Source organism: Mesorhizobium sp. P3_A9 (assembly GCF_056402975.1).
Genome location: NZ_JBFUGJ010000013.1, coordinates 18,977 through 43,255, shown reverse-complemented (window position 1 = coordinate 43,255; position 24,279 = coordinate 18,977). Strand labels below are relative to the sequence as shown.

The 24,279-nt window shown below is 64.5% G+C and carries 24 protein-coding genes; 17 read left to right on the top strand and 7 right to left on the bottom strand.

Features of this window, described 5'->3' with window-relative positions:
- The first annotated feature begins 10 nt into the window (after positions 1–10).
- The 16 genes from fliF to AC1DX0_RS04290 all read left to right on the top strand — a co-directional run bounded on the left by fliF (position 11) and on the right by AC1DX0_RS04290 (position 17,049).
- Positions 11–1,660, top strand: coding sequence for a flagellar basal-body MS-ring/collar protein FliF (fliF, locus tag AC1DX0_RS04365; RefSeq protein ID WP_477354347.1), 1,650 nt, complete (start codon positions 11–13; stop codon positions 1,658–1,660).
- A 3-nt stretch (positions 1,661–1,663) separates the two neighbouring features.
- Positions 1,664–2,284, top strand: coding sequence for a hypothetical protein (locus tag AC1DX0_RS04360; protein ID WP_477219944.1), 621 nt, complete (start codon positions 1,664–1,666; stop codon positions 2,282–2,284).
- Positions 2,281–3,690 carry a MotB family protein gene (locus tag AC1DX0_RS04355; RefSeq protein WP_477354344.1) on the top strand — a complete coding sequence of 470 codons (1,410 nt, stop codon included), beginning with the start codon at positions 2,281–2,283 and terminating at the stop codon, positions 3,688–3,690. The genes AC1DX0_RS04360 and AC1DX0_RS04355 overlap by 4 nt, the downstream gene beginning before the upstream one ends.
- On the top strand, positions 3,687–5,027 hold the full coding sequence (locus AC1DX0_RS04350; RefSeq protein ID WP_477219946.1) for a chemotaxis protein MotC: 1,341 nt from the start codon (positions 3,687–3,689) through the stop codon (positions 5,025–5,027). The genes AC1DX0_RS04355 and AC1DX0_RS04350 overlap by 4 nt, the downstream gene beginning before the upstream one ends.
- On the top strand, positions 5,024–6,391 hold the full coding sequence (gene fliK, locus AC1DX0_RS04345) for a flagellar hook-length control protein FliK (RefSeq protein ID WP_477219947.1): 1,368 nt from the start codon (positions 5,024–5,026) through the stop codon (positions 6,389–6,391). The genes AC1DX0_RS04350 and fliK overlap by 4 nt, the downstream gene beginning before the upstream one ends.
- Positions 6,321–6,908, top strand: a complete 588-nt coding sequence (locus AC1DX0_RS04340) for a transglycosylase SLT domain-containing protein (protein ID WP_477354359.1) — start codon at positions 6,321–6,323, stop codon at positions 6,906–6,908. Before fliK ends, AC1DX0_RS04340 begins: the two co-directional genes overlap by 71 nt.
- A gap of 223 nt (positions 6,909–7,131) precedes the next feature.
- Entirely contained in the window at positions 7,132–7,800 is a 669-nt protein-coding gene (locus tag AC1DX0_RS04335) for a response regulator transcription factor (protein ID WP_477219949.1), read from the top strand.
- 79 nt (positions 7,801–7,879) lie between these two features.
- A complete protein-coding gene (locus AC1DX0_RS04330; RefSeq protein WP_477354341.1) occupies positions 7,880–9,136 on the top strand; it encodes a flagellar hook protein FlgE in 1,257 nt (418 codons plus the stop codon).
- 28 nt (positions 9,137–9,164) lie between these two features.
- The gene (gene flgK / locus AC1DX0_RS04325) at positions 9,165–10,619 is read left to right on the top strand and encodes a flagellar hook-associated protein FlgK (RefSeq protein WP_477354338.1); all 1,455 of its coding nucleotides are present in this window, start codon (positions 9,165–9,167) and stop codon (positions 10,617–10,619) included.
- Between the two features lie 3 nt (positions 10,620–10,622).
- Positions 10,623–11,666: a flagellar hook-associated family protein gene (locus AC1DX0_RS04320; RefSeq protein ID WP_477219952.1), complete on the top strand. Its 1,044-nt coding sequence runs from the start codon at positions 10,623–10,625 to the stop codon at positions 11,664–11,666.
- 29 nt (positions 11,667–11,695) lie between these two features.
- The gene (flaF, locus tag AC1DX0_RS04315; protein WP_477219953.1) at positions 11,696–12,043 is read left to right on the top strand and encodes a flagellar biosynthesis regulator FlaF; all 348 of its coding nucleotides are present in this window, start codon (positions 11,696–11,698) and stop codon (positions 12,041–12,043) included.
- A complete protein-coding gene (gene flbT, locus AC1DX0_RS04310; protein ID WP_477219954.1) occupies positions 12,040–12,483 on the top strand; it encodes a flagellar biosynthesis repressor FlbT in 444 nt (147 codons plus the stop codon). Before flaF ends, flbT begins: the two co-directional genes overlap by 4 nt.
- The gene (flgD, locus tag AC1DX0_RS04305; RefSeq protein WP_027060064.1) at positions 12,483–12,890 is read left to right on the top strand and encodes a flagellar hook assembly protein FlgD; all 408 of its coding nucleotides are present in this window, start codon (positions 12,483–12,485) and stop codon (positions 12,888–12,890) included. The genes flbT and flgD overlap by 1 nt, the downstream gene beginning before the upstream one ends.
- Positions 12,891–12,903: 13 nt before the next feature.
- Positions 12,904–13,170 (top strand): flagellar biosynthesis protein FliQ, encoded by a 267-nt coding sequence (gene fliQ, locus AC1DX0_RS04300; protein ID WP_010911298.1) that lies wholly within the window; start codon positions 12,904–12,906, stop codon positions 13,168–13,170.
- Between the two features lie 174 nt (positions 13,171–13,344).
- The gene (asnB, locus tag AC1DX0_RS04295) at positions 13,345–15,213 is read left to right on the top strand and encodes an asparagine synthase (glutamine-hydrolyzing) (protein ID WP_477219955.1); all 1,869 of its coding nucleotides are present in this window, start codon (positions 13,345–13,347) and stop codon (positions 15,211–15,213) included.
- A 192-nt stretch (positions 15,214–15,405) separates the two neighbouring features.
- Complete coding sequence (locus AC1DX0_RS04290; RefSeq protein WP_477354335.1) at positions 15,406–17,049, top strand: MFS transporter; 1,644 nt, start codon at positions 15,406–15,408, stop codon at positions 17,047–17,049.
- Between the two features lie 44 nt (positions 17,050–17,093).
- Here AC1DX0_RS04290 and AC1DX0_RS04285 read toward each other — a convergent pair whose 3' ends face one another.
- Complete coding sequence (locus tag AC1DX0_RS04285; protein ID WP_477219957.1) at positions 17,094–17,708, bottom strand: TetR/AcrR family transcriptional regulator; 615 nt, start codon at positions 17,706–17,708, stop codon at positions 17,094–17,096.
- 113 nt (positions 17,709–17,821) lie between these two features.
- Here AC1DX0_RS04285 and AC1DX0_RS04280 point away from each other — a divergent pair, with 113 nt between their 5' ends.
- Positions 17,822–18,442: a hypothetical protein gene (locus AC1DX0_RS04280; protein ID WP_477219958.1), complete on the top strand. Its 621-nt coding sequence runs from the start codon at positions 17,822–17,824 to the stop codon at positions 18,440–18,442.
- 79 nt (positions 18,443–18,521) lie between these two features.
- Here AC1DX0_RS04280 and AC1DX0_RS04275 read toward each other — a convergent pair whose 3' ends face one another.
- The 6 genes from AC1DX0_RS04275 to AC1DX0_RS04250 form a co-directional block, all read right to left on the bottom strand.
- Positions 18,522–18,890 carry a cupin domain-containing protein gene (locus AC1DX0_RS04275; RefSeq protein WP_477219959.1) on the bottom strand — a complete coding sequence of 123 codons (369 nt, stop codon included), beginning with the start codon at positions 18,888–18,890 and terminating at the stop codon, positions 18,522–18,524.
- A 3-nt stretch (positions 18,891–18,893) separates the two neighbouring features.
- Positions 18,894–20,279 (bottom strand): NAD(P)/FAD-dependent oxidoreductase, encoded by a 1,386-nt coding sequence (locus AC1DX0_RS04270; RefSeq protein WP_477219960.1) that lies wholly within the window; start codon positions 20,277–20,279, stop codon positions 18,894–18,896.
- 81 nt (positions 20,280–20,360) lie between these two features.
- Positions 20,361–21,476: an ABC transporter ATP-binding protein gene (locus AC1DX0_RS04265; RefSeq protein WP_477219961.1), complete on the bottom strand. Its 1,116-nt coding sequence runs from the start codon at positions 21,474–21,476 to the stop codon at positions 20,361–20,363.
- Positions 21,473–22,270: an ABC transporter permease gene (locus tag AC1DX0_RS04260; protein ID WP_477219962.1), complete on the bottom strand. Its 798-nt coding sequence runs from the start codon at positions 22,268–22,270 to the stop codon at positions 21,473–21,475. Before AC1DX0_RS04260 ends, AC1DX0_RS04265 begins: the two co-directional genes overlap by 4 nt.
- Positions 22,270–23,142 carry an ABC transporter permease gene (locus AC1DX0_RS04255; RefSeq protein ID WP_477219963.1) on the bottom strand — a complete coding sequence of 291 codons (873 nt, stop codon included), beginning with the start codon at positions 23,140–23,142 and terminating at the stop codon, positions 22,270–22,272. Before AC1DX0_RS04255 ends, AC1DX0_RS04260 begins: the two co-directional genes overlap by 1 nt.
- A gap of 22 nt (positions 23,143–23,164) precedes the next feature.
- Positions 23,165–24,241 carry an extracellular solute-binding protein gene (locus tag AC1DX0_RS04250; protein WP_477219964.1) on the bottom strand — a complete coding sequence of 359 codons (1,077 nt, stop codon included), beginning with the start codon at positions 24,239–24,241 and terminating at the stop codon, positions 23,165–23,167.
- Positions 24,242–24,279 lie beyond the last annotated feature (38 nt).

Here is a 24,279-nt window from a genome sequence, read left to right as displayed (position 1 = left end):
TCGCTCTATCGTGCCGGAACAGATCCAGAGCATCATCTCTAACCTCCGCGGSTTTGGTGTGAAGCGCCTCGCCATGCTGGCGGGCATCGCCGTTCTGGTGATGGGCGTCATCGGCATCGCCTCGGTGTACCTCAACCGTCCGGCCTACGACACGCTCTATGTCGGCCTCGATCGCTCCGACGTGAACCAGATCGGCCTGGTGCTGGGCGAGGCCGGYATCGGCTTCGAYGTCGGCGCCGAYGGAACCWCCGTGCTGGTGCCGGCCGSCACCACGGCGCAGGCGCGCATGCTGCTTGCCGAAAAAGGTCTGCCGACCAGCGCCAATGCCGGCTACGAGCTGTTCGACAATGTCGGCGCGATGGGCCTGACCTCGTTCATGCAGCAAATCACCCGCGTGCGTGCACTCGAAGGCGAGATCGCACGCACCATCCAATCCATCTCAGGCATCAAGGCGGCGCGCGTCCACATCGTCATGTCCGAGCGCGCCAACTTCCGCCGCGACGAACAGCAGCCCTCGGCATCGGTCGTCATCCGCTATGCCGGCATCGACGCCGAGAAAAGCGCCATGTCGATCCGCCATCTCGTCGCAGCCGCCGTCCCCGGCCTGTCGGCCGACAAGGTGACGGTGCTCGATTCCAACGGCAACCTGCTGGCCGCCGGCGATGATCCCTCCAACACCAGTGCGGCCCGCACGCTCGGCGTCGAGCAGACCGTGGAAGCGCAGATCGGCGACAACATCCGCCGCGCGCTCACCGCCTATCTCGGGCCCGACAATTTCCGCGCCAGCGTCAAGGCCGACGTCAACACCGACACCCGCCAGACCGAAGAGACGATCTTCGATCCGGAGTCGCGCGTCGAACGCTCGGTGCAGTCGGTGCGCGCCAATGAAAACAGCAACCAGAAGCAGGCTTCGACCCCGGCCAGCGTCGAACAGAACCTGCCCGAGACCCAGGCGACCAGCACAGACGGTCCGCAAACCTCTTCGGCCAACGACCGCAAGGAAGAGATCACCAACTACGAGATCAACTCCAAGAAGATCGCCACTGTTTCCAACGGCTACACCGTCACCAAGATGTCGATCGCCGTCGTCGTCAACCAGGACCGGCTGAAGGCGATCCTGGGCAAGGACGCGACCCCCGAGCAGATCGCCAAGCGCGTCGCCGAGATCCAGAAGATGGTCAGTTCCGCCACCGGCTTCGATGACAAGCGCGGCGACGTCATCGACGTCTCGGCGGTCGAATTCATCGACGGGCTGGACGGCGAGGCGATCCCGCAGGCCGGAATGCTGGATTCCGTCGGCCAGCATGCCGGCACGCTGATCAACGCCGGCGCCTTCATCGTCGTCGTCTTCCTGGTTGCCTTCTTCGGCCTGCGGCCGATGGCGGCGGCGCTGACGGCAAAGGCGACACCCGCTTTGTCGGGTCCGAATTTCGATGAAGTCCAGCGTTCGCTGCCGACACCGGAGGCAGCCGCCTCCGCCGATGCGGGCGCCGCCATCGGCGCCTTGCCCAACTCGCGGCCCGGCACCAATGCGCTCGACGATCTTCGCCAGAAGATCAGGCCGGCGCCACAAGAGCGGCTTGCTCGCATGGTCGACCTCAATGAGGAGCGCACCGCGCAGATCCTGCGCAAATGGGCGGCCCAGGAAGTCGCGGCATAAACCATGGCCTCCGCAGCCCTTTTCGATCTTCTCCCTGATTTCGGTACGCGCGCGCCGCGCGTCAGCCAGCCTCAGGCCACGTCCGAACACAGACCGGAAGCACCCGCACCGAAGGCCGATATCGGCACGCTGATCGCCGAGGCCGTTGCGCAGGCGGAGGCAACGCTGGCGGAGCGGCTTGTCGCTGCCCATGACGCGGCCCTGGAAGCGGAGCGCCAGGCGAATGCCGAGGAAGCACGGGTTTTTCTCGAAAGCTTCGGCGGTGATATCGGCAAGGCGGTCTCGCTGCGCATCGACGCCATGGAGACGCGCGTGACGGACCTCGTCGCCGCCACGGTCGCCCGCATCATCGGCGGCGTTGTCAGCGACGATCTGCAGAAGCGCTCGCTCGAGGCGCTTGCCGGCGCGGTTCGCGAAGCCGTCGGCGATGGCGAAGCGGTGCGCATCGCGGTGCGCGGACCGCTGTCGCTGTTCGAAACGCTGAAGGCATCGCTTGGACCACGCATTGCAAATCTCGACTTCATCGAGGCGCCCGGCTTCGACCTGACGGTGACCATCGACGAGGCCGTGTTCGAAACACGCATCGCCGAATGGTCGGCAACCCTTTCCGAGGTCTTGTCATGAGTGTCGCCGAGGCCGAGCACGGCAGGCACGAGATCATCATCGTGCGGCGGGCCCATGACGACCACGACGAAGCCCATCATGGCGGCGTCTGGAAGATTGCCTTCGCCGACTTCATGACCGCCATGATGTGCTTCTTCCTGGTCATGTGGCTGATCAACGCCGCCAACGAACAGACCAAGGCGGCCGTCGCCAGCTACTTCAACCCGGTCAAGCTGGTCGACCGTGAGTCGAGCCGCAAGGGCCTTGAGGATCTCGGCAATGGCCCCCGCGCGGTTGGGATGACGACCGACGACCCGCAGGAGGCGACAAAAAAATCCGGACAGGATGGCATCGGCGCCGCGGGCTCATCCAACCGCAAGCAGGACAAGCAGGAGCCGAACAAGGCTGAACAGTCCGACGAGCATCTGTTCGCCGACCCTTACGCCGTGCTCTCCGAAATCGCCACCGACACCGGCGTCATGCAAAATGTCAGCCAGAAGGGCGATGGCGGCGCGCAGAGCGCCGGTCCGGCGACGGGCGCCTCGGGCGGCGCGTCCTACCGCGATCCCTTCGMSCCSGATTTCTGGTCGCAGCAGGTCGCMRCSCCCGCCGCCGAGGCGAGTGCGCAACGCCCCAAGATCGAGGGCGACCCGCTCAAATCAGGCGACAAGGCCGCTGAAACGCAGGTCGCCAAGGTCAAGGCCGTGCCACCGGCACCGCCCGTCAAGGACGCACCGCTCGAGCCCCTGGCCGGAGATGGCAAGGACGCCGCAGCAGCGATGGCCAAGATGGGCGATACGAAGGTCGGCGAAACCAAAGCCAGCGAAACCAAAGCCATCAGTGCCAAGGCCGGTGATACCAAGGCTGGAGACAGCAAGGCTGTGTCTGCCGCCAAGGCGGATGCCGCGGCCGCCGCTCAAGAGACGACCGCGCCTGAAGCCGGGCAAAAGCCGCCGACCGCCGCTGCCGTGAAGGCGGCGGACGACGTCAAGCGGCAGCTGGCCGATGCCTTCAAGCCCGGCGACAAGCTGCACGACGGCGTCTCGGTCGAAGCCACCGACAAGGGCGTCGTCATCTCGATCACCGATCAGCTCGACTTTGGCATGTTCGAAGTCGGATCGGCGGTGCCGAGCCGCGAACTGGTGCTGGCGATGGAAAAGATCGGCCGCATCATCAACAGCCAGAAGGGCACCATCAGCATCAACGGCCACACGGATGCACGGCCCTTCCGCAGCGCCAGCTACGACAATTGGCGGCTGTCGACCGCGCGCGCGCATTCCGCCTACTACATGCTCGTGCGCGGCGGCGTCGACGAACGCCGCATCACCGAGGTCGCCGGCTTCGCCGACCGCCAGCCGAAGGATCCGGCCGATCCCCTGTCGGCGGCCAACCGCCGCATCGAGATCCTGATGGCGAACGGCGGATGAAGCGGGCGGCCGTCACCAGCCGGCTGATGGGCCTGTTGCTGCTGGCAGCCGGCTATCCGTCGGCCGGCTTTGCCCAGGATACGCTGCAGCCTTACCAGCTGGTGCGCTCGCTGCAGCTTGTCCAGGATCGCATCGCCGCCGGCGATCACGCCGCGATGCCGATGCAGGCCAAGCTGCTCGAGATGACCGATACCCGCCTGCGCGAAGCCGATGCGGAGGACTTCAAGGACCCAAAGAATTTTCGCGCGCTGCTGGTCTACGGCATGAGCGGCGGCAATCCGGTGACCGTCGAGGCGGCCGTGTCGCGTGCCGCCGCGGATCCGGCAAGCCTCGCCATCGCCAAGGGCGTGATCGACTATCTGAACGGCCGGCCCGGCGACGCGATCGAAGCCCTGAGGCCGATCGATCCGATGACGCTGCCCGGCGATCTCGGCGCGTTCCTTGCCTTGGTCAAAGGGTCGCTGCTTGCCGGCGATCAGCCGGCGGCGGCGCTGACGCTGCTCGACGAGGCCAAGCTGCTCAGCCCTGGCACGCTGGTCGAGGAGTCGGCACTGCGGCGCTCGGTCGGCATTGCCGTGACGCAAGGCGATGCGGCGCGTTTCGCGCTCGCCTCCACCCAGTATGTCGAGCGCTATCTCTATTCGCCCTATGCCAGCCAGTTCGCCGATTCCTTTGTCTCTGGGGTCATCACGCTGCACATGTCGATCAGCCAGGACAAGCTKGCCGAYATCACCGCGATGATGGATCCCGAGCGCGAGAAGGTRATYTATCTGCGCATCGCCCGCCGCGCCGCGATCGACGGCCTGAGCGAATTATCGGCCTTCGCCTCGGCACGAGCCGAGCAGGGTCGCGACGGCAACACCAATCAGGGCGATCCGCGCGCGCTGCTCTATTCCAGCCTGTCTACCGTGACTTCGGACACGACCGAGGATGTACGCGCCAAGCTCGGCAAGATCGACCGCAGCAAGCTGTCGGACGGTGACCGTGCCCTGCTCGACGCCGCCCAGGTCATCGCTGGTGAGATGGTGGCGCCGCCTGCCTCCGTTCCAGCCGCAAGCCCGGCGCCTGCATCCGCTGCACCGCAGCCCAAGCCTGAAGTCGCCGCCGTGCAGGCCGCCGACGAGGCTGGATTGCCGCCTGTCGAGGGCGCCGTCTCCGAACAGCCCGCCGCACCGAACGCGCCGGCGCCTTCAGCCGATTCAGCGACGGTCCTGCCGGCATCGGCGCCGGCGACCTCTGCCGCTCCCGACACGACCGATCCGACCGACGCCGCCATGATGAAAACCCGTCGACAGCTCGACCTGATCGACCAGATGCTTGGAGCCGCTCCGAAATGACCCCCAGCCTTGGCCCGGCCCTGTCAGGATTTACCGCCGCGCGCACGGCGGAGCAGCCGGCCGCGCCTGGCAAAAAGGATGATGCCGGTTTCGGCAAGATGGTGCATGGCGGCGCAAGCCAGGCGGAAAAACAGCCGACGGCCGAGGCCGGGACGCGCGACCCGCGCTGGAGCAAACTTGCCGCCGACCTTGCGGCACAGACAGGCGAGGACGAACCGATGCCGTCCGGCAAGGTGAGGACCACGCCGACGGGATCGACGGCCGCGAAATCCGCAAAAGACGGCAAGGCTGTCGAGGCGGACAAGGACGCCGATACCGAAACGCCGGCGACCGACGCCGGCGCGACGCCGCTCGACGACCATCTGCCTCTGCTGATGGCGTTTCATGATCTGCGCCATTTCTCGACATCGGCCAAGTCAGCCGACGCAGGCGAAGCCGGACCGGAACCGGCGCTCGGCGGGCAGCTTTTGCCGAAGGCCTATCGGGCGACATCCGCCGTCGGCCATGACGACGTCGAACCGATGCCGGAGCCAGAGCGGGTGTCGCTCGTCGACGGGCCGCTGACGAAGCTCGAGACCGTCCGCGACGCCGGTGCTGGCGCGCCGCGGCGTGACAATGCAATCGCTGCCGCCCCACTGCCTGAGACCACCGCCGCCGAGGTGCCGGGCGTGGAGCCGAAGCAGGCGGCGCCGCAGCTGAAGTCCATCGCCGACGTCCAGTCCTCGTTGCGGTCGGAGCCAGGAAAACAGCTTTCGGCGCAGACGCGCGTCGACGTGATTTCCGAGCGCAGCTTCCCGGCCCCGCCGCAGGCGCCGATGAGCCAGGCAGCGCTCAACGTAATCAATGCCGTAGCGACCGATGTTGGCACAAAGCAGACGTTTTCGGCAGCATCCGCGACCACCCAGCTGGCCAGTTCTGTTGCAGTTCCGACACATATGTTGAAGATCGAACTTCATCCGGCCGAACTGGGCATGGTCACAGCCCATCTTCGCCTCTCCGGAGAACAACTCTCGATTGAACTCAAGCCCGAAACACACGACGCCTACCGCCGGCTTTCCAGCGACAGCGAAGCAATCGTCAAGTCATTGCGCGGGCTGGGCTTCGAAGTTGATAAGGTGACCATCATGCAACCGTCAGTGGCCGTTCCGGCTACAACCCGTGCGGATGCAACCGCCTCGCTCACCGCCTCGCCTGGCCGCGATCAGTCCTCGTTCCAGCCCGGAAACTCCAGCGGCGGCAACAGTGGAGCCGGCGGCCAGCAACCGGGCCAGCAGTCCGCAAGGGGGAACCATGATGACGCGCAAGCACTCGGCCGCGCCGCTTCGCCATCTCGCGAGCGCGGCGGYGGCGATATGTTTATCTAGCCTCGCCAACACCGCCCTCGCCGCCACCAATCCTTGCGAGCCCGAGATCCTGCGCGCCGCCGACCGCTATGGCGTGCCCGCCGGCATCCTCTATGCCGTCGGCCTGACCGAGACCGGCAAGAAAGGCAGCCTTCAGCCTAATGCACTGAATATAGAAGGAAAAGCCGTCTTCCCGAGGAGCCGGGCCGAGGCGCTTGCCACCTTCGCCAATGCGCAGCGCGAGGGCAAGACGCTGATCGATCTCGGCTGCATGCAGATCAACCACCACTATCATTCCTCGCATTTCCGCAGTGTCGAGGACATGCTCGATCCGCGCCAAAACGTCGACTACGCGGCGCGTTTCCTGGCCAGTCTCCATGCCCGCCACGAAACCTGGTCGATGGCTGTCGCCCGCTATCATGCCGGTCCCGACAACGACCCGGCGCAGAAGGTTTATGTCTGCAGGGTGATCGCCAACATGGTTGCCACCGGTTTTGGCAAGTGGACGACCAACGCCCGCTCCTTCTGCAACCCGTAAGCGTATTTTCTGCCTCTAATACGCCAATCGCACTGCTTTGGGATTGCGTTTTGACTTGCCCAGAACTTCCCACCGAAAGCATATCTGGCTGCACGCTAATGCAACCGGTGCGATTCCAGACTCCCAAGAAACTAGTTACAAGAAATGACGGTTGTTCAGGTTTCCCGGCAGCGGTTACGCCTTTCCCCACGGGGCAGATGTGCTGATTCGGAAGGCGGGGCCGATGATCGTGATCGTTGACGAGCGAGAGCTCGTAACTGAGGGATACAATTCACTTTTTGATCGCGAAGGCGTCGCCTGTGCGGGCTTCGCGCCCGGCGAATTCGGCGAGTGGGTGAACTCGGCAGCCGACACTGACCTGCGTTCGGTACGGGCTTTCCTGATCGGCGACTGCCGCGACGGCACCATCTCGCCGCGCCAAATCCGCGACCGCACCGGCGCTCCGGTCATTGCGCTCAGCGAGCAGCATTCGCTGGAGAACACGCTGCGGTTGTTCGAGAGCGGCGTCGACGACGTCATCCGCAAGCCCGTCCACATCAGAGAGATCCTGGCCCGCATCACCGCCATCCGCCGTCGTGCCCATGAGGATGTCGCCTATACCGAGATCGGCGCAATGCGCATCTTCATGGACGGCCGCGACCCCGAGATCGACGGCCAGCCGCTGCCCTTGCCGCGCCGCGAACGCCGCATCCTCGAATATCTGGCGAGCAACCGTGGCCGCCGCGTCACCAAGACCCAGGTCTTCAACGCCATCTACGGCATCTTCGACGAAGAGGTCGAGGAGAACGTCGTCGAAAGCCACATCAGCAAATTGCGCAAGAAGCTGCGCGAGAAGCTGGGCACCGACCCGATCGATTCCAAGCGCTTCCTCGGCTACCGGCTGGTGTTCTGATGCCGTACCGCGCCAGCTTCGCGCAAGACAGGACGCGTAGCCTCAAAGCCAGTGGCATGGACATAGCGGAGACATTTCGATGAGCCTCTACGGAATGATGCGGACCGGCGTTTCCGGCATGAACGCACAGGCCAATCGCCTGTCGACGACAGCCGACAACATCGCCAATTCCGATACCACCGGCTACAAGCGGTCTTCGGCCGAATTCTCGACGCTGATCATGCCGTCGACGGGCGGCGCCTATAATTCCGGCGGCGTCACCACGACGATCCGCCAGGCGGTCAGCGATCCGGGCGTGCTCCAGTACACGACCTCGGTTTCCGATCTTGCCGTCAGCGGCGATGGCTTCTTCGTCGTCCAGGATCCGAGCGGCACACCTTTCCTGACCCGCGCCGGCGCCTTCGTCCCCGATGCACAGGGCAGGCTGGTCAACGCGGCCGGCTTCCAGCTGATGGCCTACAGCTACGCCAATGGCACGCCGGCGGCGACGGTGAACGGCTTCGAAGGCCTGGAGCCGGTTGTCATCTCCGACCAGGGGTTGACCGCAACCCCGAGCACCACGGGTAGTTTCAGCGGCAATCTGCCGGCGGGTGCGACACCGGTCGTCGCCGCCAACCTGCCGGGCGCCAACGCCGCCACCGCGCAGTACACCTCGAAATCGTCGATGGTCGCCTACGACAATCTCGGCAACAAGAAGCTGCTCGACGTCTATTTCACCAACACCGGCRCCGGCACCTGGYMGGTSKCSGTKTTCGAYCAGTCSAAGGCGACGCCYGGMACATCSTTYCCCTACACSGGYGGYGCACTSGSYRCSGCCAACCTGACMTTCGACACCACCACCGGCAAGCTTACCGGCACCCCTACCGACGTTTCATTCACCGTACCGGGCGGCGCCAGCCTCGATCTCGATCTGTCGACACTGACCCAGCTCGGCACCGGCTTCACCGTTACCGACGCCCAGGTCAACGGCAACGCCCCGAGCACCATCGACAAGGTGCAGATCAGCAAGGATGGCACCATCTACGCCCAGTACAAGGACGGCTCGACCAAGCCGCTCTACAAGATTCCGCTGGCCGACGTGCAGAGCCCGGACCAGCTCAAGGCCCTTCCCGGCAACGTCTACGCGCAAGGCACCGATTCCGGCGCGGTCCGTGTCGGCTTTGCCAATGAAGGCAAGCTCGGCACGATCATCTCCGGCGCGCTCGAAAATTCCAACGTCGATATCGCCGAGGAATTGACCGACATGATCGCGGCGCAGCGCAGCTACACCGCCAATTCGAAAGTCTTCCAGACCGGTTCCGACCTGATGGACGTCCTTGTCAACCTGAAGAGATAAAACCGGGCGTGGCCCGTGAAAGACCAGCATGTCGTTATCTTCCGCATTGAGCATCGCCCAATCGGCGCTTATGAGTACCGCGCGCCAGACCAGCGTCGTCACACGCAACGTCTCAGACGCCTCCAACCCGGACTATACGCGCCGCATCGCCGTCGTCACCAGCACGGCGCCCGGCGCGCGTTCGGTTGATATCCAGCGCGTAACCAACGACCTGCTCTTCCGGCAGAATCTCGGCGCCCTGTCGGCGTATAGCGGCCAGAGCGCGCTCTACAGCGGCATGGATCAGCTGGACGTGTCGGTCAACGGCGTCGACAATGCCTCCTCGCCCTCGACCGCCATCGCCAATCTGCAGCAGCAGCTGCAGCTCTACGCCACCTCGCCGTCCAACCAGAATCTCGGCTCCAGCGTCATCGACGCGGCCAAGCAGGTCGTGCGCTCCCTGAATGAAGGCTCGCAGGCCATTCAGGATTTCCGCACCCAGACCGACGGCCAGATCGACACGGCGGTCAAGGACCTCAACTCGCTGCTCGGCCAGTTCCAGGACGCCAACCAGGCGGTGATGTCCGGAACCCGATCCGGCACTGATGTTTCCGACGCGCTCGACCAGCGCGATGCACTGCTGAAGAAGATCGCGGACTATGTTCCGGTCTCGACCTTCACGCGTGGCGACAACGACATGGTCATCACCACGGGTGACGGCACCACGCTGTTCGAGACGATACCGCGCACGGTGAGCTTCACGCCATCGGCCGGCTATGCCGCCGGAGCTGCCGGCAACACCGTCTATATCGACAATGTGCCGGTCTCGGCGGGAAGCGGCGGCAACACCAGCGCCAGCGGCAAGCTTGCCGGCCTGCTGCAGTTGCGCGACGGCGTCGCCKCRACSATGCAGRGCCAGCTCGACGARACCGCGCGCGGSCTSATCACCGCCTTTGCCGARACCGCGCCSKCGMTGCCCRACGCMGCCGGCCTGTTCACCTGGTCCGGCGCACCGGCGGTGCCGGCCGCGGGCACGCTGGTCAATGGCCTGGCCGGTACGATCAGCATCAATGCGGCCATGAATCCGAGCGCTGGCGGCAATCCGACATTGCTGCGCGACGGCGGCGCCAACGGCGCTGCCTATGTCGCCAACACCACGGGCGGCGCTTCCTATTCCGACCTTCTGGTTGCCTATGGCGACCGGCTCGACCAGCCGATGACATTCGACCCCGCCGCCGGGATTTCGGCAACGTCCAGCGTTTCCGACTACGCCGCCAATTCGATCGGCTGGCTCCAGGGCATGCGCCAGCAGGCTTCGACCGCCGCCGACGCGAAGGAAGCGCTGGCACAGCGCAGCTCCGAGGCGCTGTCCAATGCGACCGGCGTCAATGTCGACCAGGAAATGTCGCTGMTGCTCGACCTCGAACACACCTAYCARGCMTCGGCCCGSATGATGAAGACCGTCGACGACATGATGACGGCCCTGTTGAACGCGGTGGGATAATCCATGACCTCTGTTTCCTCGGCCGCCCTCTCCAATGCCATGCGCTATCAACAGATGCGCATGCAGGCCGATCTCGTCAAAGCCACGAAGGAATCCTCGACCGGCCAGGTCGCCGATGTCGGCTTGGCATTAGGCGGGCGCACCGCCCAGGCCGTCACCTTTTCGCGCGACCTCGATCGGTTGAACGTGATCGTCGATTCCAACGGTCTGGTCACCGCCCGGCTTGCGTCGACCCAGACCTCACTCGGCCAGCTCTCCGGCGTGGCGCAGACCTTCCTGTCCAGCCTGACCACGGCATCGTCGGGCGACAACTCCGACAGCCTGACCCAATCGACCGGCCAGACGACGATCCAGCAGCTTACCTCGATCCTCAACACCAGCGTCAACGGCGAATATCTGTTTGCCGGCACCAACACCGACGTCAAGCCGATCAACGATTTCACCGCTGCCGGCTCTCCGGCCAAGGCCGCCTTCGACGCCTCCTTCGTCGCCAAATTCGGCTTCACGCCCAGCGATCCTGCCGCGGCCAACATCACCGCCGCCCAGATGGACGATTTCATCACCAACGATGTCACGCCGCAATTCCTCGGCGCAGGCTGGCAGACCAACATGTCGAACGCCACCGACCAGCAGATCGTCAGCCGCATCGCGCTCAACGAAACCACCGAGACCTCGACCAGCGCCAACAGCGACGGCATCAAGAAGCTCGCAATGGCCGCCGCAATGGTCTCCAGCCTGATGTCCACCAACATCAGCCAGGCCGCTAAGGACAGCATCGTCAGCCACTCGCAGACCCTGGTCGGCGAGGCGCTGAGCGGCATCGCCCAGACCCAGTCGGAGACCGGTATCGTGCAGAAGCGCGTCTCCGATGCCAGCGACCGCATGAAGACACAGATCGACCTGTTCGAACGCCATATCCTCGATCTCGAAGCCGTCGACCCGGCCACGGCCGCCACCAAGGTCGCGGACTTGACACAGCATATCGAGACGTCCTTCGCTCTGACAGCGCGCCTGCAGCAGCTCAGCCTGTTGAATTACCTGACCTGACAACTTCCAGCGGAACGGTAGAGCCGACGATGTACCAATTCTCCTACGCCGACGTTCAGAGCACCTCCGTCTCGGACGCCAAGGACCGTGAGCGCGAGCTTCTGACCCGCTCTATCGACATGCTGTCGGCGGCGGCAGTGGCCGGCCAGAGTTCGATGGAGGCGGTGGAAGCACTGCATTTCACCAACCGCGTCTGGACGATCTTCGTCGAAGACCTCGGCTCCAGCGACAATGCGCTTCCCAAGGAATTGCGTGCCAACCTGATCTCCATCGGCCTGTGGCTGCTGCGCGAGGCGGAGGACATCCGCCAGGGCCGCACCAACAATTTCGAAGGGCTGATCGAAGTGTCCCAGATCATCCGCGACGGCATTCAATGACCAACACGCTGAAGATATCGCTGAAGCCCAACGAGAAGATCTACATCAACGGCGCCGTCATCCGCGTCGACCGCAAGGTCACCGTCGAGCTGATGAACGACGTGCAGTTCCTGCTCGAAAGCCATGTGCTCCAGGCCGAAGAGGCATCGACGCCGCTGAGGCAGCTGTATTTCATCGTGCAGGTCATGCTGATCAACCCGGCCGGCGCCGACGAGGCCCGCGAGATGTTTCGCCGTTCGCTGCCGCTGCTCATTGCAAGCTTCGAGGACGCTGATATCTGCAGCGCGCTGAAACAGATCGACCGCATGGTCGGCGAGGATCATATCTACGAGGCCTTGAAGGCGATCCGTTCGCTCTATCCTCTCGAACGCCGCGCGCTTGGCGGCAATGACGATGTTCCGGGCGCCGCGCGCCCGCTGGCCGTGGGAGCACGCTACTAATGACCGTGGACATGACGACGACGATACCGGTTGGCGCCAATTCGACAACCACGTCGACCTCGAAGACAGCGGTCGACTATCAGTCCTTCCTGAAGCTTCTGATCGCCGAGATGAAGAACCAGGATCCGACCAAGCCGATGGATTCGACGGCGTATGTGGCCCAGCTSGCSACCTTCTCGCAGGTCGAGCAATCGGTGCAGACCAACACCAAGCTCGACCAGATCATGTCATCGTCGGCGCTGTCGCAGGCCGACGCGATTATCGGCCGCAACATCACGTCGGCCGACGGCAAGACCAGCGGAACAGTGGCCTCGGTGACGCTCGCCAGCAGCGGACTGATCGCAGTGCTGCAGGATGGCACCCAGGTTCCCGTCGGCGCAGGCGTGTCGATCAAGCCGGCAAGCTAGGCCAACCTCCGACATGAACGAGGCCGACGCACTCGACATCGTCCAGTACGCTGTGTGGACGGTGCTGACCGCGTCCGCTCCGGTGGTGCTGGTCGCCATGGCGGTCGGCATCGGCATCGCCCTCATCCAGGCGCTGACGCAGATCCAGGAAATCACSYTGACCTTCGTGCCSAAGATCGTCGCCATCATGCTGGTGGTGGCGCTCACCGGCCCGTTCATCGGTGGCCAGATATCGGCCTTCACCAACGTCATCTTCCAGCGCATCCAGAACGGGTTCTGAACCCTTCGAGGGAAGGTGCGTCGACTGCACTCCGCAATTGCTTGAAAAAAGCGGTTCGCTTGCGGCCAGCCCGGTTCCGGTTAGATTGCCGTGTGGCCACTCCCGGCCAGGCGATCATTTTGTCCCAATGGCTTCTCGCAGACCCCTGAACCAGCCCAGACCGGCCGGCGGACCATGTGCGGCATAGCCGGCGTCTGGCGCAAGCGGAACCCGATCGCGGGCGGCGATCTCGCCGATGTCAGCCGCATGACGCAGGCACTGGCGCATCGCGGCCCGGACGATCATGCCACATGGAACGACAGCCGGCTGGCGCTCGGTCATCGGCGGCTCTCGATCATCGACCTGTCGGCGCAGGCGCGCGAGCCGATGCTCACCGCCTGTGGCCAGGGCGTGCTGGTCTACAATGGCGAGGTTTACAATTACCGGGCGCTGCGCGCGACGCTTGAGGCTGAAGGCAGGCGGTTCCGAACGGTTTCGGATGCCGAAGTGGTCCTCGAAGCCCTGCATCACTGGGGGCCGGACAAGGCCATTCCGCTGTTCGACGGCATGTTTTCCCTCGCTTATTTCGACATGCGGGCCGGTGCGCTCTGGCTTGCCCGCGATCGCCTCGGCATCAAGCCGATGTCGGTGGCCGAGACGAGTGAGCGAATCCTCTTCGCCTCCGAGGACAAGGCGATCCTTGACTGTGACGGCGTTGCACGCGCCATCGATGCGCGCGAGATCACGTTGCGTCTTGCCTGGCAAAGCCGCGACTCCAGCTCCAGCCTGTTCGAAGGCATAGAGCGGCTGCCGCCGGCGGGTCTGTGGAAGATCACCGACACCGGCATCGAGAAGCGCTGTTTCTGGCATGTCCTCGATGTGCTCGACGCCGCCCGCATCACCGGCGACACAGCCAGCGACGCCGAGCACATGGCGACGCTGGAGGCGTTGATCGAAGACAGCGTCGGGCTGCACTGCATTGCCGATACGAGGCTGGCCGCGGCGTGCAGCGGCGGCGTCGATTCCGGTCTCGTCACGACGCTGGCGAAACGGTTCCGGCCGGAGATGACAGCCTATGTCGTCGATCCGCGCATCGGCCACAGCGAAGCCGAAGACGCCGCACGCACCGCGCGCCATGCCGGCGTGCCGCTGAACAGGGTGCCCGTCGACAAGGACCGGTTCCTCGAACTCTGGCCAAGAACCATCTGGCATCTGGAGAGCGATGGCTGGCATGCGAGCCATGTCTGCCTGCTGGCGCTTGCCGAGCAGTGCCGGGCCGACGGCATCAAGGTGCTGTTGACCGGTGAAGGCGCCGACGAACTGTTTGGCGGCTACGACTGGCAGGAAGCCAGCATGCGGCCGTGGCGCCCCTGGTCATGGCCGCAACGGCTGTTTCGCTCCAAGGCCCGGCTTGCCCGCAGGTTCGAGCGCCTGCGTCATGCCCCCTTCCGGACATCGGTTGCGGGTGGCCATGGCTGGGACCGCAACATCGTGTTCAGGGCGCTGTCGCCGGAACTGAATTTCCTTCAGACCAAGATCTTCGACCGGCTCGAGCCGGTCGCGTCACTCAGCGACCGTGCCTTCCTGGGATGCTGCCTTCACGACATGTACGCGCATCTGCAGGACTTGTTGAACAGGCATGACCGGCTCAGCATGGCGGCCTCGGTGGAGCTCAGGGTGCCGTTCCTCGAAAACCGGCTGATCGACTTCGCGATCCATCTGCCGAGGCGGCACAAATACCGCCAGAAGCAAGGAAAATGGCTGTTGAAGAAAGTCGCGGAAAAACACATTCCGCTTCAGAACGTGAACGCCCGCAAGAACGGCTTCCAGGTATCGAACACCTTCACCACGGGCACCGAGGGCCTATTGCGCGGCGGCTTGCTGCGCGACGCCATGAAGTGGCCGGCGGCTTCGGTCGAAGACCTGATCGAGCTGGCAAAGCGGGACCAGCCGTCGCGGTTGCGGCTGGTCGGCATGGAGCTTTTCCTTCGCCTGCACGCCGGCGGTCAGACAACCGGCGACCTCACCGAAGCGCTGTACGCGGCGGTCAGGGACGCTCGCTGAGGCAAACGCACGAGGCCCGGTTGCAATGGCATGGCATTTCGCGATGCCAACGGAGGCGTGGCCCTCTTCTATCCCCTTGTTGGACCATGATCTTTTTCGCATGACATTCGCCCTTTGCGGCGCGATGCCATAGTTTCGGCAAACGATGCGGAGAAACCGCTGGGATCAGCACGCCGTGGCAGGAACCCATCCATGATTGACGAGAAACCGGATAGCGAAGGCGTTTCGGCGCTGGCGCCCTTCCGGCATGGCATTTTCCGCGCGGTGTGGGCCGCAAGTCTCGTGTCCAATTTCGGTGGCCTGATCCAGGGCGTCGGCGCCGCCTGGATGATGACCACGATCGCCACMTCGYCCTAYCAGGTYGCSCTGGTSCAGGCCTCGACCACCYTGCCGATCATGCTGTTTGCGCTYGTCGCCGGYGCCATCGCCGACAGCTTCGACCGGCGCAAGGTGATGCTGGTCGCGCAGACCTTCATGCTGGTCGTTTCGGTGCTGCTGACGGTATTCACCTACTACCACCTGCTCACGCCCTGGACGCTGCTTGCCTTCACCTTCCTGATCGACAGCGGCACGGCGCTCAACAGCCCGTCCTGGCAGGCGTCCGTCGGCGACATGGTTCCGCGCAACAAGGTGCCCGCGGCCGTTGCGCTGAACTCCCTGGGTTTCAACCTGACACGCAGCGTGGGTCCGGCGATCGGCGGCATCATCGTCGCGGCCGCCGGTGCCGCGGCCGCCTTCGCGGCCAACGCCGTCAGCTATATCGGCCTCATCATCGTGATGGCGCGCTGGAAGCGCGACGTGCCGGTGTCGACCTTGCCGCGCGAATCGCTGGGCGCGGCCATGGGCGCCGGCCTGCGCTATGTCGCCATGTCGCCCAACATCGGCAAGGTGCTGGTCCGGGGTGCGGCCTTCGGCTTCAGCGCCGGCGCGGTGCTGGCACTCTTGCCGCTGGTGGCGCGCGATGTCGTCAAGGGCGACGCCTTGACCTACGGCATCATGCTGGGCGCCTTCGGCATCGGCGCCGTCGGCGGCGCGCTGATCAGCGTGCGGCTGCGGCAGTTGCTCTCCAGCGAGACGATGGTGCGCTGCGCCTTCGCGGGCTTCGCTGTCTGCGCCTTCAATGCCGCGATCAGCCATCACGCCTGGCAAACGTCGCTCGGCCTGCTGGTTGGCGGCGCCTGCTGGGTGATCGCGCTCTCGCACTTCAACGTCACCGTGCAGATGGCGACGCCGCGCTGGGTCGTCGGCCGGGTGCTGTCGGTCTACCAGACGGCGACCTTCGGCGGCATCGCGCTGGGCAGTTGGATCTGGGGCGTCGTCGCCGATGCACACGGCGCCGAGACGGCGCTGATCGCCGCCGCCATCACTATGCTGGCGGGCGGAGCCATCGGCCTTGTGCTGCCGCTGCCGCAGCAGCAGGTGCTGAACCTCGACCCGCTCAACCGCTTCAAGGAACCGCATCTCGCGCTCGACCTGAAGCCGCGCAGCGGCCCCATTGCCATCATGATCGAATACATTATCCGGCACGAGGACGAGGCGGAATTCCTCCTCACCATGGCCGAGCGCGGCCGCATCCGCCGCCGCGACGGCGCCCGCAACTGGACACTGGCGCGAGATCTCGAAAATCCCACAATATGGATCGAGCACTATCATACGCCGACCTGGCTCGAATATGTCAGGCACAATGGCCGCATCACCCATGCCGACGCCATAGTCGGCGACCGCTTACGGGCACTGCACAGCGGCGACGAGCCGCCGCGCGTGCGTCGCGTCATCGAGCGCCCGACCACCGCCGGCACCACGCTGGTGATGGCCAAGGGTCCGATCGAGCACTGATGGCGCGCCCGAGGCTGAATTGATCCGTCGACGAAATAGCCGGCCTATTTTGCCAGCAAGGCGAGAAAATCATCGAGGCTTTGCTTCATCAGTGACTCGGCTTTCTCGGCACCACCCCACTGGGCAAACTGACCATCGATCCACATGCGGGCGAGACCGTAGACCAGCGCACGTGCCTGCAGGGGAACGCCTTCTATATCGGTTTTCCGCAACTGCCCGGCCGCGCGCGCGTCCTCCAGCATTCGCACCATCAGACCGCGGATTTCTTCATTGAGCCCGACAAGCGTCTCGGAGGCATCGAAATCGATCGCCCGGCGCATCGAGATGATCTCGAAATGCGTCGGGTTGTCGATGACCCAGCGCAGATAGGCGACCCCTAGCGCCCGAAAGCGCGACAGCGGGTCAAGTTGTTCTGCTTTGTCGAGCTCGACTGATATCCCGGCACGGAACCGGCGCATCGCCTCTTCGGCCACGGCGGTCATCAGCGCGGTCTTGGTTGGAAAGTGCCGGAACGGCGCTCCTGACGACACGCCTGCCCGCTTGCCGGCTTCACGCACCGTCACCTGATCGACGCCATCCTCCCGGGCAATGGCAAGGGCGGCGTCGATCAGCGCCTGCCGCAGACTGCCGTGATGATAGGTCTTGCGTTGCGTCGCCATGCCCCTGTCCCCATCACAATCCGACGACCGATGCAAGCACGACTTACTTCTGGATTGCAATGGCAAACCAATCAATGTAAGCATTGATTACATATTCTGCTCAGGAGGCTTTCATGGACACCGTCGCACCACCCCTTGCAACCAGCGCAACGAGCCGCTGGTGGCTGTTCTGGCTTTTGGCCGCGATCATTCTCGCGCTGTCCGGGCTTGTCGCATTCCGCGGCGATTTCTCGGTGCAAGCGGTTCGCCAGGTCGTGCGGCTCACCGCACAGATGTCGCTGATCCTGTTCTGCATCGCCTTTTCGGCATCAGCGCTCGCGCACCATCTGCCGGGCGCATCCACACTTTTCCTGCGCCGTCATCGGCGCCAGATCGGATTGGCCTTTGCTTTCTCGCACGGCGTCCATGCGGTCGCCCTGTTCGCTTTCGCGCAGACGAGTCCGGATCAATTCGATGACGCCACGGATACCGCGATGTTCGTTTTCGGCGGCCTTGCCTATCTGTTCATCATCGCGATGGCGGCGACGTCCTTCGATCGCACGGCTGTATGGATCGGACCCCACGCATGGCGCATTCTTCACACCGTCGGCAGCTACGACATATGGCTGACATTTCTGATTGCCGAGGGCAAACGCGCGGTCCACGACGTCTACTATTGGCCCTATGTGGCTGTTCTCATCGCCGTCATGGCCATTCGCTGGTGGGGCGGAAAAACGCGCTCGGCCGCCAGCTAGCCCGCTCACCAAGCTCGCCCGGCAGGCTGGCGATAGCCAAGGCCCGATCGAGCTCTGACTTGAACCGGGCGGCCGTCTGTCAGCCGGCGCTCTGGATCATATAGAGCTTGCGCGTGGTCTCGCGGATGCGCCATTCGCCCTTCCATCCCTGCGGCAGCACGAGGAGGTCGCCCGGCCCCAGCTCGCGCGTCTCGCCGTCGGCGCGGCTCACCTCCACCCGCCCCGAAATGATGTGGCATATCTCCGACGAGCCCGTGCGGTCGGCGGTGAAGCGCCCGGGCGTGCACTCCCAGATGCCGATGTCGACGGTTCCGTCCGGCGACTGAAAGAACGAGCGCGCCGCCTCGACCTGATTTCCCTCGAGGGAGGTCGGCTTGGGCGAGAACGCGCCGATGTCGGCCTTGGCGAGATCGTGGAAGGTCGAAAGGTCGATCAAATTGGTCTCCATCAATCAGTGGCCCGTGATGCTGTCAGCGAGCGCGGCCAGTTTCGACGTATGCGCAAGCCCAGCGGCCTCGCGCCCGTCAGCGATGCGATAGAGCTGGTACATCGAATGCACGCCGAGCCAGCGAAACGGCTCCGGCTCCCATGGCCTGACCTTGCGGTTGACCCAGGGCAGCTTCGTCAATTCCGTGTCCTGGCCAAGGATCAGGTCGGCAAGCGTGCGTCCGGAAAGATTGGAGCTCGACACGCCAAGCCCGACATAGCCGCCGGCCCAGCCGATGCGGGTCGCGGGATCGAGGCCGACAGTCGTGCACCAGTCGCGCGGCACGCCGAGCACGCCGCACCAGGCGTGCTCGATGCGGCAGCTCGCCGTCTGCGGCAGCAGTGTCGTCAGGATCTGATGCAGCTGGTCGATCGTCGCCTGTTGAGTCTGTCCGTTGACGTCGGTGCGGGAACCATAGCGATAAGGCACGCCGCGCCCGCCCATGGTGATGCGCCCCTCGCGCGTGCGCTGGGCATAGCAATAGGCGTGGGCGGCGTTGCCGAGAAGCTCATGCCCTTCCCAACCGATCTGGCGCCAAAGCTCCTCGGACAGCGGCTCGGTGACGATCTGCGCGCTGTTGAGCGCCAGCCAGGTCCGCTCCTCGCCGGGAATGCCTGCTGTAAAACCCTCCGTCGCGCGGATGATGGTTTCAGCACGCACCGTGCCGCGATCGGTCGCAACACTGCCCTTGGCGATGGCCGTCACCGTGGTCTGTTCGTAGATCGCCACGCCCAGCCGCTCGACGGCGGCGGCAAGGCCGCGCACCAGCTTGGCCGGCTGCACCCGCGCCTGGCCGTGGACGACGAAGCCGCCCATGACGTTTCGCACATTGATGCGCGCCCGCGTCGCCGCTTGATCCAGCATTTCGACGCGGTTCGGATCGACATCCCAGGCGCGGATCGTTTCGCACTCTTCGCGCGCGCGTTCGAGCTGCGCGGGGTTGGTGGCCACCGTCAGATTGTCGACGCGGCGGATATCGGCATCGATCCCTTCCTCTGTCGCCACCCGGATCACCTCGTCGACGCAGCCCGCCATAGCCGCCTGCATGGCGCTCACACCTTGCCGGGTCGAGGTCTTGAGATATTTTTCACGCGACCACGAGAAACCACCCGACAGCCAGCCGCCATTGCGGCCCGAAGCGCCGAAGCCGGCGAACTCGCGCTCGATCAGCGCGATGCGCAGCGACGGTCTTGCCTTCTTCAGATAGTAGGCGGTCCACAGGCCGGTATAGCCGGCGCCGACGATCGCGACATCGGCTTCGATATCGCCGGGCAAGGGTGGCCGGAATGCTGGAACCCCGCCCAGATCCGCATACCAGAACGATATGTCGCCGTTGCGTTTGGCTTGCATGGGATGACTTTCAGGAAGAGCAATTTCAGGAAAAGTGTGAAACGGTTTTCCGTCCGGGATTGCGTTAAAACAAGAGATGGATCAGGTCAGCGTGGCGTCGGCCGAGCTGTCATCGGCCAGAAGCTTGGCGTCGGCACCGTCGAAGCAAAGTTCCACCTTGTCGCCAAGGCCAAAGCTGTCACCGGTCAGCGGCGAGCGCACGATCGCYGTGGAGCCGTCGGCGAGCCTGACCTCGTACTTCGAACCCGAGCCGAGATAGATGGCTTCCGCGATCGTCCCCGGCAGCCGGTTGGTGGTGCCTACAGCACTCTGGCCGGGCCGGCGGATGGCGAGCTTTTCGGGGCGCAGCAGCATGACCGGGCTGGCCTCGCCGGCGATCCGCCGCGGCGTCGTCACCGTCTCGCCGGCGATGCTCAGCGCGGTGCTCGCGCCGTCGCTTCGCGCCTCGCCGCGCAGCACGGTGGAGTCGCCGATGAAGCGGCCGACAAACAGCGTCGCCGGTTCATCATAGAGCTCGCGGCCGCTGCCGACCTGCTCGATCCGCCCGCGATTGAACACTGCGATGCGGTCCGACAGAACCAGCGCCTCCTCCTGGTCGTGCGTCACATAGACGAAGGTGGTGCCGAGCTCGCGATGGATGCGTTTGATCTCGAGCTGGAGCCATTCGCGCAGCTTCTTGTCGAGCGCGCCGAGCGGCTCGTCCATCAAAAGCAGCGGCGGGTCGAAGACGATGGCGCGGGCCAGCGCCACGCGCTGTTGCTGGCCGCCCGACAGTTCGCTGGGATAACGATGCGCGAAATCGCCCATCTTGACCATGTCGAGGGCGTGGCGGACGCGACGTTCGCGTTCCGCGCCGGTGACCCCGCGCAGCGTCAGCGGATAGGCGACGTTGCGGCCGACGCTCATATGCGGGAACAGCGCGTAGTGCTGGAAGACGACGCCGATGTTGCGCTTGTGCGCCGGCACGCCGACGACGTTCTTGCCGCCGACCAGCAGCTTGCCGCTCGTCAGGTCGGTGAAGCCGGCCACGACATTGAGCGTCGTGGTCTTGCCGGAGCCGCTCGGGCCGAGCAGCGTCATGAACTCACCGGGCTCGATCCGCAGCGACACGCCGTCCAGCGCCTTGAAGCCCCCATAGGCCTTGCTGATCGCTTCGAGATCGATCGCCGCGCCCTTGCTCTCCTGTGCCTGCTTCATTGGCGTCCTTTCCGCTCGCGACCAAGAAGAAGCATGCCGCCGCCGATCAGGATCGTCGTGGCGAAAAGCAGGATCGTGCCGACGGCGGCAACCGTCGGGTCGGCGTCGCGGGTGATCGAGGAGAATATCTGCACGGGCAAGGTCTTGAGATAGGGGTTGGTGATGAACAGCGACACGACGATCTCGTCGAAGGAAGTGGCAAAGGCGAAGAGCAGCCCGGACAGCATGCCAGGCAGGATCAGCGGCAGCGTCACCGTGCGGAACGTGGTCAGCGCGCCCGCTCCGAGGCTCGCCGCCGCCGTCTCGAGGCGCCTGTCGAAGACTTCCAGACTGGCGGAGACCGCGATCAGCACGAAGGGAAGCGCAAGGACGGTGTGGGCAAGCACGAAGCCCAGCAGCGTGCCGACGAGATGGGTGTCGAGATAGACGGCGTAGATGCCGATGGCCAGCACCACGCCCGGCACCACCATCGGCGTCAGCATCAGCATCCGCAACAAATTGGCCGGCCCGGCCTTCATGCGGTCGAGGCCGAAGGCCGCGAGCGTGCCAAGCACCGTCGCCAGCACCGCCACGATCGAGGCGACCTTGAGCGAATTGAGGAAGCTGTTCGACCAGTCCGGATTGGTGGCGAAGTTCTGGTACCACTGCCAGGAGAAGCCCTGCGGCGGAAACGCCAGCGACTTGTTCTCGTTGAACGACATCGGCACCACGACCAGCGTCGGCGCCACCAGCCATATCGCCACCAGCAGGCAGACCAGACCCAAAAGCAAACGTGTGAGCGGCCTCATTTCCATCAGCGCCGCTCCGCTTCACGATACCTGGAGCGCATCACTGGCGCCGCCAGCGCCAAGAGCACGAAGGTTGCGACGAGCAGCACCACGCCCATCGCGCCGCCACGGCCCCATTGCAGCAGACTGAGCACCTGGGTCTGCACCAGCGTCGACAGCATGGTGGAACGTGGACCGCCGAGCAATGCCGGGGTGATGTAGAAGCCCAGCGCCAGGATGAAGACGATGATCGCGCCGGCATAGACCCCGGGCAGGGACAGAGGCAGATAGACGGTGAAGAAGGCTCGGGACGGTCGTGCGCCAAGACTTTGCGCCGCGCGCATCAGCCTGAGGTCGATGCCTTTCATGACCGAATAGAGCGGCAGGATCATGAACGGTAAAAGCACCTGCGCCATGCCGATCACCACGCCGGTCTGGGTTCGGATCAACTTGACGCCACTGAACCCGGCCGCGCGCAGCAGCGAATTGATGACGCCCGAATCCTGCAGCAGGATCACCCAGGACAGAGTGCGCACCACCCCGCTCACCCAGAACGGGATCAGCACGCAAAGCACCAACACCAGCCGAGCGCGCGGACCGACCGCGGTCATCAGATAGGCGTAGGGGTAGGCCGCGATCACGCAGACCAGCGTGACCCAGGCCGAGATGGCGAAGGTCCGCTGGAGCACGGTGAGATTAACCGGGGCGCCGAAGAACCAGGTATAGTTCTGCACGCCCCATTCCGGCTCCGACAGGCTGCGCAGCACGATGGTGAACAGCGGATAGCCAATCACCGCGAAGAGCAGGATCAGCGCCGGCGCGGTGAGCGCGAACGGCCGCCATGCCCAACCCGGCCGCCCTTCGGCGGCGGGTTGGGTCGGAAGCTCGGACGCGCTCACGATCTGGCTCTCGTTCGCTGGTTCAGTTGCCGGCCATCAGCGCCGACCACTTCTCCTGCGCCACCGCGAAGTTCGGGACCCAGAACTTGAAGTTCTGCTTGTAGCCCTGCTTCTGGCGGTCAGGCGTGTTGGTCAGGAAGGCGGCGACGGAAGCGTCGACCTTGGGCTGCGCGTCGCTGTTGATCGGCGTGTAGGATGTCTTCTCCGCCAGGACCTCCTGTGCATTCTTGCCGAGATAGGCATTGAGCAGCGCGTAGGAGGCGTCCGTATCCTTGACGCCGACGGGGATCGTCATCTGGTCCATCACCACAAGCCAATCCTGCCAGGCCGGCGCGTATTTGGCGCCGTTCTTGACCGCGGTCATGGCGCGACCCGTCCACATCATCAGCATGTCGGCCTCGCCGGATTCCGCCAGCTGCTGCGATTCAGCACCCGTCTTCCAGAAAATGGTATCGGGGCCGAGCTTGCGGACCACATCGATAGCCTTGTCGATATCGGCCACCGTCATCGCCTTCGGGTCGCCGCCGGCAACCTTGAACGCCTGTTCCAGCAAACCGCCCGTCGGGCTGCCGGAGCCGTCGATCCCGCGCACGCCCGGGAACTTTGCCGTATCGAAGAAGTCGGCCCAGCTCTTGGGCGGATTATCCTTGTACTTTTCCTTGTTGTACATCAGCACGACGCCGTAGTTCATTGCCGGCACCGAGCACTCGCCGACCTGGCCTTCCGGGATTTTCGAGACGTCGAGCTTGGTCAGATCCAGCTTCTGGAACAGCTTGCCGCAATAGACGTAAGGCGGCAGATCGTCGGTGTCGACGACGTCCCAGGCTACATTGCCGGACTCGACCTGCGCCTGCAGCTTGGCGATCTCGGTCGGTCCGTCATTGAGCAGCTTGACACCGGACTTGTCGACGAACTCCTTCAGCGCGGCCGCCTGGCCGTCCTGGTAAATGCCGCCATAGGAGACGAAGGTCAGGGTCTTGCCCTTCAGCGACCCCTCCTTGACCTCGCCTGCGACCGGCTTCTCCTGCGCGAACGCTACGGTTGCCAGCACGCCAAGCGCCATCACGGCGCTTAGATACAAAGCTTTCGTTTTCTGCATGATCGTCATTCTCCCATTGATGCCCGCATTGGATTGGA